The 16,022-nt window shown below is 46.1% G+C and carries 13 protein-coding genes; 8 read left to right on the forward strand and 5 right to left on the reverse strand.

What is annotated here, in order from left to right; translation table 11 throughout:
• Positions 1–13 precede the first annotated feature (13 nt).
• The 4 genes from QFZ78_RS33905 (at position 14) to QFZ78_RS33920 (ending at position 5,477) form a co-directional block, all read left to right on the forward strand.
• Positions 14–2,074 carry an alpha-glucuronidase family glycosyl hydrolase gene (locus QFZ78_RS33905; RefSeq protein WP_307553850.1) on the forward strand — a complete coding sequence of 687 codons (2,061 nt, stop codon included), beginning with the start codon at positions 14–16 and terminating at the stop codon, positions 2,072–2,074.
• 98 nt (positions 2,075–2,172) lie between these two features.
• Positions 2,173–2,967: a Nif3-like dinuclear metal center hexameric protein gene (locus tag QFZ78_RS33910; RefSeq protein ID WP_307553852.1), complete on the forward strand. Its 795-nt coding sequence runs from the start codon at positions 2,173–2,175 to the stop codon at positions 2,965–2,967.
• 248 nt (positions 2,968–3,215) lie between these two features.
• Positions 3,216–4,367: a Gfo/Idh/MocA family protein gene (locus tag QFZ78_RS33915; RefSeq protein WP_307556028.1), complete on the forward strand. Its 1,152-nt coding sequence runs from the start codon at positions 3,216–3,218 to the stop codon at positions 4,365–4,367.
• Positions 4,368–4,388: 21 nt separating this feature from the next.
• Positions 4,389–5,477 carry a Gfo/Idh/MocA family protein gene (locus QFZ78_RS33920; RefSeq protein WP_307553854.1) on the forward strand — a complete coding sequence of 363 codons (1,089 nt, stop codon included), beginning with the start codon at positions 4,389–4,391 and terminating at the stop codon, positions 5,475–5,477.
• Here QFZ78_RS33920 and QFZ78_RS33925 read toward each other — a convergent pair.
• The 5 genes from QFZ78_RS33925 to QFZ78_RS33945 form a co-directional block, all read right to left on the reverse strand.
• Complete coding sequence (locus QFZ78_RS33925) at positions 5,455–6,360, reverse strand: AraC family transcriptional regulator (RefSeq protein ID WP_307553856.1); 906 nt, start codon at positions 6,358–6,360, stop codon at positions 5,455–5,457. The genes QFZ78_RS33920 and QFZ78_RS33925 overlap by 23 nt on opposite strands.
• A gap of 80 nt (positions 6,361–6,440) precedes the next feature.
• On the reverse strand, positions 6,441–7,295 hold the full coding sequence (locus QFZ78_RS33930) for an SDR family oxidoreductase (RefSeq protein ID WP_307553858.1): 855 nt from the start codon (positions 7,293–7,295) through the stop codon (positions 6,441–6,443).
• Entirely contained in the window at positions 7,295–8,380 is a 1,086-nt protein-coding gene (gene uxuA, locus QFZ78_RS33935; RefSeq protein ID WP_307553861.1) for a mannonate dehydratase, read from the reverse strand. The genes QFZ78_RS33930 and uxuA overlap by 1 nt, the downstream gene beginning before the upstream one ends.
• A gap of 18 nt (positions 8,381–8,398) precedes the next feature.
• Positions 8,399–9,076, reverse strand: coding sequence for a GntR family transcriptional regulator (locus tag QFZ78_RS33940; RefSeq protein WP_307553863.1), 678 nt, complete (start codon positions 9,074–9,076; stop codon positions 8,399–8,401).
• Between the two features lie 543 nt (positions 9,077–9,619).
• Positions 9,620–10,669 carry a LacI family DNA-binding transcriptional regulator gene (locus QFZ78_RS33945; protein ID WP_307553865.1) on the reverse strand — a complete coding sequence of 350 codons (1,050 nt, stop codon included), beginning with the start codon at positions 10,667–10,669 and terminating at the stop codon, positions 9,620–9,622.
• Between the two features lie 324 nt (positions 10,670–10,993).
• On the opposite strand from QFZ78_RS33945, the gene QFZ78_RS33950 reads away from it, so the two are divergent.
• Genes QFZ78_RS33950 through glpK form a run of 4 tightly spaced genes read left to right on the forward strand, consistent with a single transcriptional unit; the run spans position 10,994 to position 15,787 of the window.
• The gene (locus tag QFZ78_RS33950) at positions 10,994–12,427 is read left to right on the forward strand and encodes an L-fucose/L-arabinose isomerase family protein (protein WP_307553866.1); all 1,434 of its coding nucleotides are present in this window, start codon (positions 10,994–10,996) and stop codon (positions 12,425–12,427) included.
• Between the two features lie 56 nt (positions 12,428–12,483).
• A complete protein-coding gene (locus QFZ78_RS33955; RefSeq protein WP_307553868.1) occupies positions 12,484–13,329 on the forward strand; it encodes a transketolase in 846 nt (281 codons plus the stop codon).
• A gap of 2 nt (positions 13,330–13,331) precedes the next feature.
• Positions 13,332–14,267 (forward strand): transketolase family protein, encoded by a 936-nt coding sequence (locus QFZ78_RS33960; protein WP_307553870.1) that lies wholly within the window; start codon positions 13,332–13,334, stop codon positions 14,265–14,267.
• Positions 14,268–14,278: 11 nt separating this feature from the next.
• Complete coding sequence (gene glpK, locus QFZ78_RS33965; RefSeq protein ID WP_307553873.1) at positions 14,279–15,787, forward strand: glycerol kinase GlpK; 1,509 nt, start codon at positions 14,279–14,281, stop codon at positions 15,785–15,787.
• Positions 15,788–16,022: the final 235 nt, after the last annotated feature.

A 16,022-nucleotide genomic window follows, 5' to 3' on the forward strand; every position in this document is an offset into this window, starting at 1 on the left:
CGGAGGTATCACGATGAGTCACATCACGAACGCATATGCCTGCTGGTTACGCAATGCGCCGATAAACGATGATAAGAGGGTAGAGGAATATCGGGAATGGGCACGGGAGATCGCCGTGCACGGTCCTTTATCAGAGGTGCTTCAAACTGCGGTCGCGGAGTTAATGGATGGTCTCGATGCCATGCTTGGAGTGAAGCCCCTCCGTTCAACGGCTTCCAATGGGAGTGCCTGCATCCTGATCGGCATTCGCGGGCAGTTACAGGATATTGATGCGGAGCTAGGTTGGCAGGATGAATCCGAAGACGGTTACATTATCAGAAACGTATCCATTGATGGACAATCAAGGCTTTTGGTTGCCGGCCATTCGGCCAAAGGAGCCTTGTACGCGGTTTTTCATCTTCTGCGGCTGATGCAATGCGGCGAGAGTTTGGCTGATCTTGCGATAACGGAAACGCCCGCGAACGGATTGCGGATGCTAAACCAATGGGATAATATAGACGGTTCGATTGAACGCGGATATGCGGGGAATTCCATATTCTACCGAAATAACGAGATTGTTCGAGACATGTCCCGAATCCGTGATTATGCTCGCTTGCTTGCATCGGTGGGGATCAACGCCATTTCGATCAACAACGTGAACGTACACGCCGTTGAATCCTTGCTGATTACGGATAAGCTGCTACCGGATGTCGCCCGGGTCGCCGGCGTATTCCGGCGCTATGGAATCTCAACGTTCCTAAGCGTCAACTACGCCAGTCCGTTAGAGCTTGGAGGCCTGACCAGCGCAGACCCGCTTGACGAAAGCGTCAGGCAGTGGTGGAAGGAGAAAGCTGAGGAGATTTACCGGGATATCCCGGACTTTGGCGGCTTCCTGGTAAAGGCAGATTCCGAGGGGCGACCCGGGCCGTTCACCTATGGGCGTGACCATGCCGATGGTGCGAATATGCTGGCAGAAGTGCTTCAGCCCTTCGGCGGGATCGTCATTTGGCGCTGTTTCGTATACAATTGTCAACAGGATTGGCGCGATCGCAAGACCGACCGGGCGAGAGCGGCGTTCGATCATTTTACACCACTTGATGGAAAATTTCGCGATAATGTCGTTCTGCAGATTAAGAACGGACCCATGGATTTTCAGGTCCGTGAGCCGGTTTCTCCGCTTCTCGGAGCGATGTCCGCAACGAATCAGGTGCTGGAGCTGCAGATTACGCAAGAGTACACGGGCCAGCAGAGACATCTGTGCTACCTGATCCCCCAGTGGAAAGAGGTTCTCGATTTCGATACGTTTGCCCATGGGAGCGGAAGTACAGTTACGAAAGCGGCAAGCGGCCAGTTGTTCGGGAGACGGCTCGGAGGCATTGCGGCGGTATCGAATATCGGAGACAACCCGAATTGGACCGGACACACGCTTGCACAAGCCAATTTATATGGCTTTGGAAGGCTTGCTTGGAATCCGCAGCTATCAGCTGAGCAAATCACGCAAGAATGGATCTACATGACATTCGGTTCTGACCCTGATGTAGTACGCTGTGTGTCGAAGATGCTTCTCGATTCGTGGAGAATCTATGAAAATTACACAGCTCCTCTTGGCGTAGGATGGATGGTTAATCCGAGTCACCATTATGGTCCGAACGTAGACGGTTACGAATATTCGAGATGGGGGACATACCATTTTGCCGACTGCCACGGCATCGGCGTAGATCGAACCATCAAGTCGGGAACAGGGTACACATCCCAATACTTTGCGCCGCTTTCGGAATCGTACGAGTCGAAGGAGCTATGTCCGGATGAACTGCTTCTCTTCTTCCATTATGTGCCGTATACGCACAAACTGAAGACGGGTAAGACGGTCATCCAGCACATCTACGATACCCACTTCGACGGTGTTCTTCAGGCGGAGGAATTGGCCCAGATCTGGGGTTCGATAGAGGGGAAAATAGATGCAGAGCGCTTCGAAGATGTGAGGAGCAGACTGCGAGAGCAAGCGGCACATTCGAAGGAGTGGCGCGACCAGATCAATACATACTTCTTCCGCAAATCGGGCATTCCTGATGAGTACGGCCGCATCATAAATTAAAATATGGAAGACGGGACAAACGAGATGACGTGGTCACCGGTGTTTGTCTACAGTCCCGTCTTTATTTTGCTAATCACTTTATATAAGGGATGGTTTGGATGACGATTACGATTGGACAGGTTATTGATCGATTGTTAGAGCAGGCTCCAGTAAACGAGCCTACTGTAGATTCATTGATAGTCGGATCGGCCCAAACGGAAGTAACGGGAATTGTCGTTGTTTTTTTGGCCACCCAGGCTGTGATCGAGCAGGCTGCGGCTTTAGGAGCCAACTTGATCATTTCACACGAAGGGACGTTTTACCGCCACCAGGAGGATATGAAGGGGGCGCAGGATGATCCGGTTATCAACGAAAAGCGCGAATGGCTTGATCGTACCGGAATCGCCATTTATCGGTATCACGATCATATTCACCGTTACAAAACGGACGGTATTATGATGGGGTTAATAAACGCACTGGGCTGGGCGCCCTACGTTGAAGAGCATTTGCCCGCCGCAACGGTTGTGCAAATTCCTTGCATGACCCTTGAAGGAACGGTGCAATACTTGAAGGAAAAGCTTCAAATACCATTCGTGCGCGTTGTGGGGGAAATCGTGATGCCTTGCACCCGCATTGGACTATTGGCAGGCTACAGAGGGGGGGCAGCCTTGGCACTCCCATTGCTGAAAGATTACAATCTCGACCTGATTATCGCCGGTGAAGGGCCGGAATGGGAAACGCCGGAATATATTCGCGACGCTGTTCATCAAGGCAAGAACAAGGCATTCATCGCATTGGGTCACGCGGAAAGCGAAGAGCCGGGCATGAAGGAATTGGCGGAACGACTGCGGGAGCAGTTCCCCGGCCTTCCCGTTAATTTTATAAGGGAAAAGCCTTTATTTCTTGTTTTGTAGTAGAGCGTCCTCCTGAATGATGGAATTAAAGGGCTTTTGATCGTACACGGAGGCGCTCGCGAAATATCGACTTCTCCACTTATTATAGTGGAGAAGTTGTTTGCATTGAGATGTAGATGGATTCTCCTAGAATAGTGATGTCATTTATATACCCACAAAGTAGTGGTATTTTTGAACAAAGTAACGGCACATATGAAAGCGCGTTCTTGATATACTTGAAGCAACTAAGAGGGTGGAGAGTGAAGAGAATGTTGAAGGTAGCGATTATTGGAGCAGGCGCGATTTCAAGAGCGCACGTTGAAGGGTATTTACAATTTCCGGAACGATGCCAGATTGTTGCGATTAGTGATATTTATGTGGAGAAAGCGCAGGAGCGCATTAATCAATTTCAGTTAGCTGCCAGGGCGGTTAAGGATTATAAAGAACTGCTGCAGGAGGATATAGATCTCGTTTCCATCTGCACACCCCCATATACGCATGCAACCCTTGCAACTGAGTTTCTTGAGGCGGGCTCTCATGTTATGGTTGAGAAACCGATGGCCTCTTCACTTGAAGAGTGCGACCTGATGAACGACGTTGCCAAGCGGACTGGCAAGATTTTATCGGTAGTGGCGCAGAATCGTTTCAGAACGCCGATGATGAAAATGAAATCTGTTCTGGAAAGCGGACTAATGGGGAAAATTGGTCACGTACAAGTTGACTCCTTCTGGTGGCGTGGGCATTGCTATTATGATCTCTGGTGGCGCGGTACATGGGAGAAAGAAGGCGGCGGTCCAACACTAAATCACGCTGTTCATCATATCGATGCGCTGCTTTGGATGATGGGTAGTCCAACGGAAGTCCAAGCGTTCATGAGCAACGTTTCCCATGATAATGCGGAGGTCGAAGATCTGTCCATCGCCATGTTGCGCTTTGCGAACGGTTCTTTGGGGCAACTAACTAGTTCAGTAGTTCATCATGGAGAGGAGCAGCAACTGATATTCCAGGGAGCGCGAGCGCGAGTTTCTACTCCATGGAAGGTGACGGCATCAAATTCAACAGCCAATGGCTTCCCTGAGCCGAATCATGAGCTAGAGGCTCAGTTGCAAGCTTTCTATGATGAACTTCAGGAAGTTGTGCATGAAGGACATACTGGGCAAATCGATGATGTATTAACCGCTATTGAAACAGGCGTTCCTGTACTTATTGACGGCATCAGCGGACGTCAAACGCTAGAGCTTATTACTGCTATATATAAATCAGCAAGTACTGGGGAACTCGTGAAACTCCCACTGACGAATGAAGATGCATTTTACACACGAGAAGGCGTGCAAGCGAATGCGACCCATTTCTATGAAAAGAAGACATCCATCGAAAATTTCGTTTCACAGACGATTACGACAGGCAGCAACTATAAATAGTAGAAAAGGAGCCGTATGACGATGCAGAAAAGTGATGGTATGAATTACGCACCTAAAGGAAATTTCAATAGAGTATGTCAGCCAGGGGAATTTATTTTTGCGGCTGTGGCATTGGACCACGGTCACATTTATGGCATGTGTAATGGATTGCTAGAAGCAGGAGGGCAATTAAAGTGGGTGTATGATCCCGATCCTGCGAAAGTGGATAAATTCATCAGCACTTATCCTGAAGTTATGGTGGCTAACTCGCTTGAAGAAATTTTGCATGACGAAGAAGTCAAGCTAGTAGCGGCAGCGGCAATTCCTTCTGATCGGGGACCTTTGGGTCTGCAAGTTATGGATAGTGGCAAAGATTACTTCACAGACAAAGCGCCGTTTACAACACTTGTGCAGTTGGAAGAGGCTCGTACAAAAGTCATCGAGACAGGACGTAAATATGCTGTATACTACAGCGAACGCTTGCATGTGGAAAGCTCAGTTTATGCGGAGCAGCTAATTAAACAAGGTGCGATCGGCCGCGTTCTGCAAGTCATTGGTTTGGGACCGCACCGGATTAATGCGAAGAGCAGACCGGACTGGTTCTTTGAGAAGGAGAAGTTTGGCGGCATTCTGTGTGACATCGGAAGTCATCAAATTGAACAGTTCCTTCAGTTTACGGGTGCAAAAGATGCGAAGGTTGTGCATAGTAAAATCGCCAACTATAACTATCCGCAGTACCCGAACTTTGAAGACTTTGGCGATGCGACTTTGATCGGAGATAATGGAGCCACCGGCTACTTCCGTGTGGACTGGATGACGCCGGATGGTTTAAGCACATGGGGAGATGGCCGTATGACGATACTGGGGAGCGAAGGATATATTGAACTTCGTAAGTATGTGGATATTGCTCGTGATAAAACGAGTGATCATGTTTATCTTGTAAATCGGGATGGCGAGCAGCATTTTGCTGTGAATGGAAAAGTTGGCTTCCCATACTTCGGTCAGTTGATCTTAGATTGCCTTAATCGTACAGAGGAAGCTATGACGCAAGAGCATGCCTTCAAAGCAGCAGAACTGTGCTTGATTGCACAGCGTGATGCGATAACGATCACGGCTTCGGAGAAACAGTGATGTCAAACTGACGCTGCCATTGTTTGCGGTATTGATGCGGCGTGACCCCAATTAATGTTTTAAAAGTCTTACAAAAATGTGAGCAATTGGGCATACCAATGGTTTCACCGATATGCGCTACAGATTGCTCTGTCGAGATTAACAGCTTAACACCCTCCTGCATGCGTCTTGCAATCACGTAATCAGAAATGCTGGAACCGGTGCACTCTTTAAATAAATGGGATAAATGGTGTGGAGAAAGGTGAAGCTCATTCGCAATTTTCTCCAAACGCAAAGGTTCGGTGTAATGCCCCTCCAGCCATGCGAGAATTCGCTCTGCTTGGTGGGGTTTTCTTGCTGAACTTGTACTAATTTGGCCTGATCTTTGTTCCCAGATATGCTTAAATTCGTGAAAAAAAGCAATCAAAAACAAAGAGTATTCTTCGAAGGCATCGTTCTTACTTAAAGTGGATTGTTTATGATCCAACATTTGAAAAAGAAGGTGAAATTGTTCTTTCTCACAAAGGTTATATAAGCAAGGGTAGGGTAGCTTGTTTGAATGAATATGCCTAAAAAAAGCCAATAAACTTGGCCATTTTTCGAAATAGGCTTCGTAAAGAGTAGGCTCGAACTGAACGATAGAACGAACGAAGGGTGCTCCTGGACTAAGTTCCATCTGGATATGGTGCAGCTGATAAGGTTGGAAAACACACAACATACCGGGCTTAACTTCGTAACTTTTCTGATCAACGATAAGGGTTCCATTCCCTTCATGGACGATCAGAATTTCAATGCCTTGATGGGCATGGAAAGTTCCTTGAAATTGTTCTTTTCCTGTACTTTTTCGTTGATATGCAAAATACAGCATGATTTCGTTCAAACCAATAGATTGAATATAAGACATCAGGCTCACATCCTTTATATCATATTAGTTTACAGGCAAGGACCCCCAATTCCTAGAAGGAGATGGAGGTCCATTTTTCATTAAACGCCTGAATATGCCATAAATCCGCCATCAACGGGAATTGTTGTGCCTGTTACGAAGCCAGACATATTTTCATCGGTTAGCCAAAGTAGAGTACCAAGGAGATCTTCCGGTTTGCCGAAACGCCGCATGGGCGTGTGAGTAATAATTTTATGCGATCGATCTGTAAGAGACCCATCTTCTTTAAGTAAAAGCTTCTCATTTTGCTGTGTCAGGAAAAATCCTGGAGCAATTGCATTGACACGAATTCCACTCTCAGCTAAATGTACAGCAAGCCATTGAGTGAAGTTGTTAATGGCTGCTTTGGCAGCACTGTAAGCAGGCACCTTGGTCATAGGTGAAGGTGCGCTCATGGATGAAATATTGATAACGCTTGTGCCTTGCTTGCCGAGCATCTGCTTTACAAATATTTGTGTTGGAATCAAGCTGCCAACGAAGTTCAGATCAAGCACATTACGAAAGCCAGTGACGCTTAAATCGAAAAATGTTGTTAAGTTCGGATTGTTTAGATCTTCCGAATTAAAAATCTCATTTGTTGTATTTGCACTTGGATGGTTACCGCCGGCTCCGTTTATTAAGATATCACAGGATCCGAGTTGCTGAAGGACGACTCCAGCTGCATGATGCATGCTGTCTACGTCTGTGACATCACAAGCAATAGCAATGGCATTACCGCCAATTGAATGGATTTCGGCCACAACCTCTTGGCCTTTTTCAAGAGTACGATTCAAAATGGCTACTCGAGAGCCTTGACGAGCAAATTCTAATGCCATGGAACGACATAACACACCTGCCCCGCCTGTAATGACGATTACTTTATCTTTCAGTGAAGGATGGTTAGTTAATGTACTCATTAGTTACCTACCGCCTTTTCAGTTAGTGAATCTTTGGAATATGCATCCCAAAGTCCCCAGAGATACATAATGCCAAGAGCGCGGTCGTATAGGCCATAGCCTGGACGACATTGTTCGTTCCATATATGTCTGCCGTGATCTGGTCTGCAAAAACCATCAAAATTATTTTGATGCAGTGCTTGAACGATTCCAGACATATCAACTGTTCCGTCCAGCGTACGGTGTGAGGTTTCGATGAAATCCCCATTTTCGTAAACACGGACATTACGCAAATGTACAAATGGAATGCGATCAGCAAATTCATGCACCATCGCAACTATATTATTGGAAAGGTTAGCTCCAAGAGATCCGCTGCAAAGTGTGAGGCCGTTATACGGACTAGCGTGCAGGTTTAAGAAGCGTCGAATGTTTGTCTGGTTAGTCATGATTCGCGGGAGTCCGAATATCGGCCATGGTGGGTCATCCGGATGAATGGCCATTTGAATATCGTGTTCGGCAGCAACTGGAATAATAGCATCAAGAAAATATTTGGCGTTATTGAACAATTCTTCTTCGGTCACATCGCGATAGGCATCAAACAACTCGGTTAAGCGACCCAGGCGTTCTGGCTCCCAACCAGGCATTGTAAAATTCGGGTTTGCATTTATTCGTTGAACTTGCTCGTCTAAATTTAGATTGGCTATTTTACTTTGTTCATAAAATAAGGCTGTAGACCCGTCTTCAAGGACTTTATGTAAATCTGTTCGTACCCAATCAAATACAGGCATGAAGTTATAGCAAATCACTTTGACGCCAACAGCTGCAAGTTTAACGATTGTTTTCTTATAATTTTCGATATATGTATCTCGAGTAGGAAGTCCTAGTTTAATATCCTCATGAATGTTTACACTCTCCACGACTTTCAAATGGAGACCTGCATGATCGGCTTTTTCTTTTACCACCATGATTTTATCCATCGGCCATTCTTCACCCACCGGGATGTCATGCAGTGCCCAGACGATGCCCTCTACGCCGGGGATTTGCTTAATTTGATCAAGACTGACGGTGTCATTACCTTCGCCAAACCATCGGAATACCATTTTCATACCCGTTGTCTCCTCTCGTTATTTGAAGTATGTGGGGAACTTTTGCTTGAGCAATGCTTGATCTAAAATGGTCAAATGCATGTGCTCACTCATTACTTTTTCTGCCCATACTACGTTGCTTTCTTGAATGGCTTCCACCATTTGTTGATGCTGAGTAAAAAGATCATCCCAATGATGGTCAGCAGCAAGCCTTAGCATTCGGGTCCTGTTTAGGTGTACATTGATTTGTTGAATAACCGCCCATGTATTGAGTTTGCTACAGCCTTTAAAGAGAGTTCTATGGAAGGCTTCATCATATTCAAACATTTTTTTATAATCCTGCTCGGCGACACATTTTCTTTGCAAAATAAGGTTGGTTTGAAGAGCATCCAATTCTTCAGAAGGAAAGCTGAGACAAGCCAATCGAATGACAGCGCATTCTAGCTGTTCGCGCATGAATCGTGCTTCTTCCACAAGCTCTAAGTCGATGAGCGAGACAACCGTTCCGCGTTGCGGGTAGATATCCAACAATCCTTCCTGAGATAGTCGAACAAAACTTTCTCTTACTGGCGTTCGGCTAACACCAAACTGAATCGACATTTCTTTCTCCGAAATACTTGTACCAGGAAGTAGCTCGTTACTTAAAATTTGCCCCTTAAGTGTGTGGTAAACAGCTTCACGCGCGGAATGAATCGGTGGTTTGATTGTATAGTTCATTGAGCAACTCCTTCGTATCATTACTATTACTACCATACTACCATACTTGTATGGTAGTATGGTAGATAAATCTAATTGCTGATCTGTCGACGAGAAGTACTTTTTTTAGGTTTTAAAAAAATACCATGGCATGACTCCCAGCCAATACCGGAACAATCTTGACGATTCGTGTAATTGAAAAAGCTGCCTAATGAAAGGCAGCTTTTTCTGATAACGATTCTTTTCCATGATCGTTTCCTGACATCCCTCTAGAATTAAGTTAACTTCAAAGCCAATATGAGACTCTATGGGCATCTCCCAATTGTTTTTCACTTGCTGTAGGTGAGCTCCAAAAAATTTGACATTCCAATCAAACATAGGAAGCAAACTAGAGAAAAAATGGCTAATGGTGGACAATAAGAGTCTCCAGAGACTCTTATTTGATGCCGAATACAGCGCAATTGGATCATTCCGCAGACATAAAATCCCCAGAAGTTCAAATTCAACTAAAAGTGGTTAAAGGCTTTCGATTGAAAGCCGTATAGGCTAGGGAACCTTTTTGGCCTAGTCTTTCGACGTATGATTCGCTCGCGAGGATAGTCTCTCGATGAAATGCGTATCGACCTTGATCTTAGTGCCAGCACTTTGCTCTAACTCAATCGATTCAATAAGCAGATCCACAGCGAGATAAGCCATTCTCTGCTTTTCCACATGGACAGTCGTTAATTCTGGCGAAACAATGACGGCTTCGGAGATATTGTCAAAACCGATAACAGACACGTCATCTGGTATTCGGTATCCGAGTTCTTGAAGGGTCTTCATTGCGCTGATAGCGATATAATCGCATTCGCAAAATAGAGCGGTCGGCAAACGATGTCCTTCTTTCAGGAATGCGGTCAACTGAGCTTTGAGCGAATCTTGGGAGGATAAGATGGTAGGCGCTACGGAAAATCTGTGGGTATTCAGAATCTCCCTGCCATGTTCTTGAATGGCTGAGGTAAAGCCGCGCTTTCTCTCCTCGAAATTATGAATTCTTACATTCGATTCAATATAGCCAATATCGGTATGCCCTATCTCACAGAGATGAGTGCCAGCCTGATAAGCGCCCATAAAATTGTTGATTTCTACAAAATGAATCGGCAGGGTATCAAAGCAGGTGTCCAAAACAACGAGATGCGATTGAAGTTTATTGGCAATATCTGCGATTTGCTCCCTATTTAGGTTCGTTCCTAAAAGGACGATGCCATTGCTTTTCTTTTCCTCTGCAACAACCCGAATGTCCCTCTCCAAAAACTCCATATCGATGGAGGAAAAAAGTAAGGAATAGCCTTTCGTACGGCATCGTTCCTCAATGAATTGGATAAGTTCCCTAAAGAATGGTTGTTGATAAAACTGCTCTAGTACGATTCCAGAGTTTGAAATGACTAAAAAGGTAAGTGATTTAGCTGTATGGTCAATGGATGGGGATTTTGCTCTAGGGAAGTATCCGCTTTTCTGTGCGATTTGCAGGATGCGTTCACGTGTTTCTGGACTGATTCCAGGCTTTCCACTGAAAGCAAAGGATACGGCAGATTTTGAAACGCCTGCTAATTTTGCAATATCTTCCATCTTCATTAATCGGATTCCTCTTTTCATGTTAACTCATTCGTTAAGTAAGTTTAGTTTACAACGATTGATAAACATATACAAGTTGAATCTAATTAGTTTATTTAAGTTTAGTTAATTTACAACTAAATTTTATTTAAAATAGCTAAAATAAGTCGTTGACACCTGAAATACAGGGTGTTAGGATGATTTTATAAAGACGGTTAAGTAAAAAGTTTAGATCGAAATATACTAAAATTTAATTGTTGTTTAGTTTATTTATTAAGTTCTTCCTTACTATGTTTAGTTGTTTATTTATCCATTTATCATTTGATTTTAGAGGAGAGATCTGAAATGAAGAAATTTAAACTGGGTTACGCACCTACCCGTCGTTTTGTATTTAGCGCTGAAGATGCTTTCAAGTACAAGGTTCAAATCCGTGAGAAAATCGAGAGCTTCGGTTTGGATATCGACATCGTGGACTTGGAGGGATTGAATTCCGAGGGGCTGCTTTATGACGATCATATCAATGCGGACGCTATTATTGAACGCTTCAAAGAGGAAAAGGTGGACGCCGTCTTTTTTCCGCATTGTAACTTTGGTACCGAGGACACCGTAGCCCGGGTTGGAAAAGCGCTTGGAAAGCCCGTGTTATTATGGGGACCTCGTGATGAATCACCTCTTGAGGATGGTATGCGTTTGCGGGATACCCAATGCGGGCTATTCGCAACAGGTAAAGTGCTGCGCCGTTTTAATGTGCCTTTTACTTATGTGACTAACAGTCGGGTGAATGATCCGGTATTTGAACGTGGATTTACCAATTTCATTGCCGCTGCGAACGTAGTTCGTCAAATGCGTAATTTGCGTATTTTGCAGATTGGACCTCGGCCGGCTTCTTTCTTAACGATGATGTGCAACGAAGGGGAGCTGCTGGAGCGGTTCGGCATCGAGATTCATCCCATTACGCTGATCGATATTCAGCGGACATCGAAACAGATTGAAAAGGGAAGCAGCGCTGAGTTGAATGAAGCTATTGCCTACATAAAAGAAAAGCTTGATTATAGCGAAGTTACCGAGGATGACGTGAAACGTATCGCAGCCCTGAAGGTAGCCATGAAACAATACGCAACCAAAACCGGCAGTACAGCTATTGCCATCCAGTGTTGGTCTTCTCTTCAAAATGCGATGGGAATCATGCCTTGTCTGGCCAATGCGATTCTAACGGATGAGCAGATTCCGGTAACCTGCGAAACCGATATTCACGGAGCGATTACCTCTATCATGGTGCAGGCTGCTTCGATGAATCAAGCTCCGACGTTCTTCGCCGACTTGACGGTCCGTCATCCTGAGAATCCGAACGGAGAACTGCTCTTTCACTGCGGCAATTTCCCTGTCTCTCTCTCGGTTGAGGATAAGCCGAAACTGCGCAAGCACTTCTTGTTCGATGATCATGCTCCAGGCACACACGAAGGGGAAATCAAAGGCGGCGGAATAACGCTGGCCCGCTTTGACGGCGACCATGGGGAATATCAATTATTTTTAGGGCGCGCAAAAGGTATCAAAGGTCCTTATACACGCGGTTCCTATGTTTGGGTGGAAGTAAATGACTGGCCGTTATGGGAAGAGAAGTTGGTGAAAGGTCCTTACGTTCATCATGCTGTTGGTATTCATGCTAACGTAATTCCCGCACTATATGAAGCATGCCAATATATACCAGGTCTTTCCCCGGATCCAGTTGATCCGACTGTACAAGAAATCCAGGCGTGGCTGCGCGGCTCAGATCTATAAACCAAGCGTATGCTTACGAAGCTAGTTTTCCTACGGAAAACTCTAAGGAGGATATTATGAACCATATAGAACTGAAAGCAAAAGCCATCCAGATCCGAATGGATCTGCTGAAGATGATACACGGAGCCAAGACAGGTCATACCGGCGGTTCCCTCAGCAATACGGATATTTTGACGGCCTTATATTATAAAATTATGAAAATTGATCAACAGAATTCGAAATGGGCCGAGCGGGACCGTTTCATCGCTAGCAAGGGCCACTCTGTGGAATCACTGTGGTGCATCCTCGCAGACCTAGGATTTTTCCCGAAAGAAGAATTAGAGACCTTCAGTCAGTTCGGTACACGTTTAATCGGCCATCCTAACAATAAGGTGCCTGGGATTGAAATGAACACGGGTGCTCTTGGCCATGGGCTTGCTATTTCGGTAGGAATGGCACTTGCGGCTAAACGAGATGGTAAGAGCTATCGGGTATTCTGTCTCATGGGTGATGGCGAGCAGGCGGAAGGCTCTGTCTGGGAAGCCGCTATGGCGGGTCCTCATTTCAAACTTGACAATCTCGTAGGTATTATTGACCGAAATCGCCTGCAAATCAGCGGCAGCACGGAAGAAGTCATGGGGCTTGAGCCTCTTGAGGAGAAATGGGCGGCATTCGGTTGGAACGTTGTTTCCATTGACGGAAACGATATGGAATCTCTGGTTGAGGCTTTTGGGGCGGTACCAACCGTACCTGGGAAACCTACCTTGGTCATGGCCAATACGGTGAAAGGCAAAGGCGTTTCCTTTGCCGAAAATAATCCTGCATGGCACCATCACGTGCCGAACGATACGCAGCTTTCGCAAGCATTGGCAGAACTTTCTGCCGCGCTTGAGCTATTGCAACAAGAAGGGCGGGTGCGCTAAACATGAATACGATCCCTAACCGTCAGGTTATTTGCGAGACACTATTGAAATTGGCTGAAACCGATCCGGATATTATGGTTCTCACCAGCGATTCCCGAGGTTCCGCGGCTATGGCGCCTTTCGCCAATGCGTTTCCTAATCAATTCGTTGAGGTCGGAATTGCCGAGCAAAATATTGTCGGCATATCGGCTGGTCTAGCCCATAGCGGGAAGAAGCCTTTTGTCACTTCGCCGGCTTGTTTCCTTAGTATGCGCAGCATTGAGCAGATCAAAGTGGATGTGGCCTACTCTGGAACCAACGTGAAGCTTGTAGGCATAAGCGGAGGAGTCAGCTATGGCGCCCTCGGTATGTCACACCATTCTGTTCAGGATATAGCTGTAGCGCGAGCAATTCCGGGACTTGCGGTCGTATTGCCTGCCGATCGTCATGAAACGAAGAGAATGACAGAAGCTTTAGTTAAGCACCAAGGCGGCGTTTACGTTCGTATTGGAAGAAACGCTGTAGAGGATGTCTATGAGTCCGATGACTATGAATTCATCATTGGCAAAGCGGTGACGTTACGTGATGGAACGGATCTTACGATCATTGCTACTGGGGAAACCGTTCGGGTAGCCCTCGATACGCAGAAAGCTCTCCAAGAGGTTGGCGTATCCTGCCGTGTCATTAATATGCACACGATTAAACCGTTAGACGAAGAAGCAATTATTCGGGCTGCCAGGGAAACTGGGCATATCATTACGGTTGAGGAGCACAGTATCTTCGGCGGACTCGGCGCCGCAGTCGCAGAGGTAGTCGTCCAGCATCAACTTGTTCCGATGCGTATTATCGGCATTCCGGATGAGCCGGCCATCGCGGGCAAAAGCTCGGAAGTATTCAAGCATTACGGGATCCACACAGATAATCTTAAGCGTGTAGCGCTTGAGATGCTTGGCAAGTAGGAGGGCAGCTCATGATTGAAACCTATATCCTAGCCATAGACCAAAGTACATCGGGTACCAAGGCCTTGATCGTAGATCGTTCCGGAAGTATCATCGCTCGAAGTACGGCCGAACATAAGCAGAGTTATCCGCAACCTGGCTGGGTGGAGCACGACCCTCTTGAAATTTATAACAATGTGAAAAGAACAGCTCATCTTGCCATGGAGTTGGCCGGTATTGACGCCGATCAATTAGCCGGTCTTACCATCACCAATCAGCGAGAAACGGCCGTGGTTTGGGATCGAACATCAGGTTTGCCTGTCTATCCCGCTATCGTTTGGCAGTGTCAGCGGACAGCGGATCGATGTGCGGAGCTTAAGGCTGCCAACATGGAAGAAATCGTTCGAGCCAAGACAGGTCTTGTCCTCGACCCTTACTTCTCTGCCACCAAGTGGGGATGGATATTGGAGCATGCAGAAGGTGCTAGGGAGAAACTCGAACAAGGAAAGCTTCTTGCCGGTACTATAGACAGCTGGCTCCTGTGGAAGCTCACAGGGGACAGTGTTCATGCCACTGATTTTACGAATGCTAGCCGAACTTCATTATTCAATATTCATACGCTGGAATGGGACGTTGAATTATGTGAATGGTTCCAGGTTCCGTCGGCCATACTCCCGGAGGTTAAATCGTCAGATGAGATATTCGGCTATACAAAGGATCCTGAGCTATTCTCAGCAAAGATTCCTATCTCTGGCATCATAGGTGACTCTCAAGCCGCATTATTTGGCAATCAATGTTTTGATATCGGTATGGCCAAAGCAACTTACGGAACCGGTACCTCCGTACTCATGAACATTGGCGAGAAACATGATCAGCTTGGAAATGGCTTGGTGACTACAATTGCTTGGGGGATGAGCGGCAAGATCACCTATGCACTTGAAGCTATCATCCGTACCTCCGGCGATACGATCAAATGGGTTCGCGACCAATTGGGTCTCTTTAGCAGTTTTGAGGAGATGGAGGAATTGATTGCTCAAGCTCCGAATAACGAAGGTGTATATGTCGTTCCGGCTTTCGTTGGACTAGGTGCTCCTTACTGGGATCCCTATGCCAGGGCGGCGATTATGGGGATGAGCCGTGGAAGTGGAAGGTCGCACATTATTCGTGCAGCGCTAGAGAGCATTGCCTACCAAGTAAATGATGCGGTAAAGTTGATGCAATCTGAATCCGGCATCCGGTTGAAAGAACTACGCGCAGATGGAGGCGCTTCCGATAATACCACGCTTATGCAGTTTCAAGCAGATGTGCTGGAACGTAGGGTCATTAAATCGGAGGTTGCCGAGCTTTCTGCGATGGGTTCTGTTTATTTGGGAGGGCTAGGGGTTGGGTTTTGGTTATCGCTTGATGAGCTTAAGAACCCAGGCCAAGTTTATTCTGTTTATGAATCAAAGATGCAGGAAAACATACGTGATCAGCATATCGCCGGATGGAATCGTGCGGTTACTTCGGTACTATACACAAACAAGAAGACGGAGGCCTAGAAAATGACGTTAAATGAAAATTCGAAAATAGGTCAAACCTCTTCCAAAGAAACTTTCAGAAAATCAAAAGTATGGTGAATATCGCCGCTATCTTGAAACCATTCCGGTCGAAAACCGAGAGTTAGGAAAATGTAACATGATTGAAATCTTATTTTCATGTGGCATTAATGAATCAAGCTTATAAAAAAAATTGACCCCCTTTAAAATATAAAACATAGACCCACAGCCCGTTGCT

It is taken from the genome of Paenibacillus sp. V4I5 (genome assembly GCF_030817255.1).
GTDB lineage: Bacteria > Bacillota > Bacilli > Paenibacillales > NBRC-103111 > Paenibacillus_E.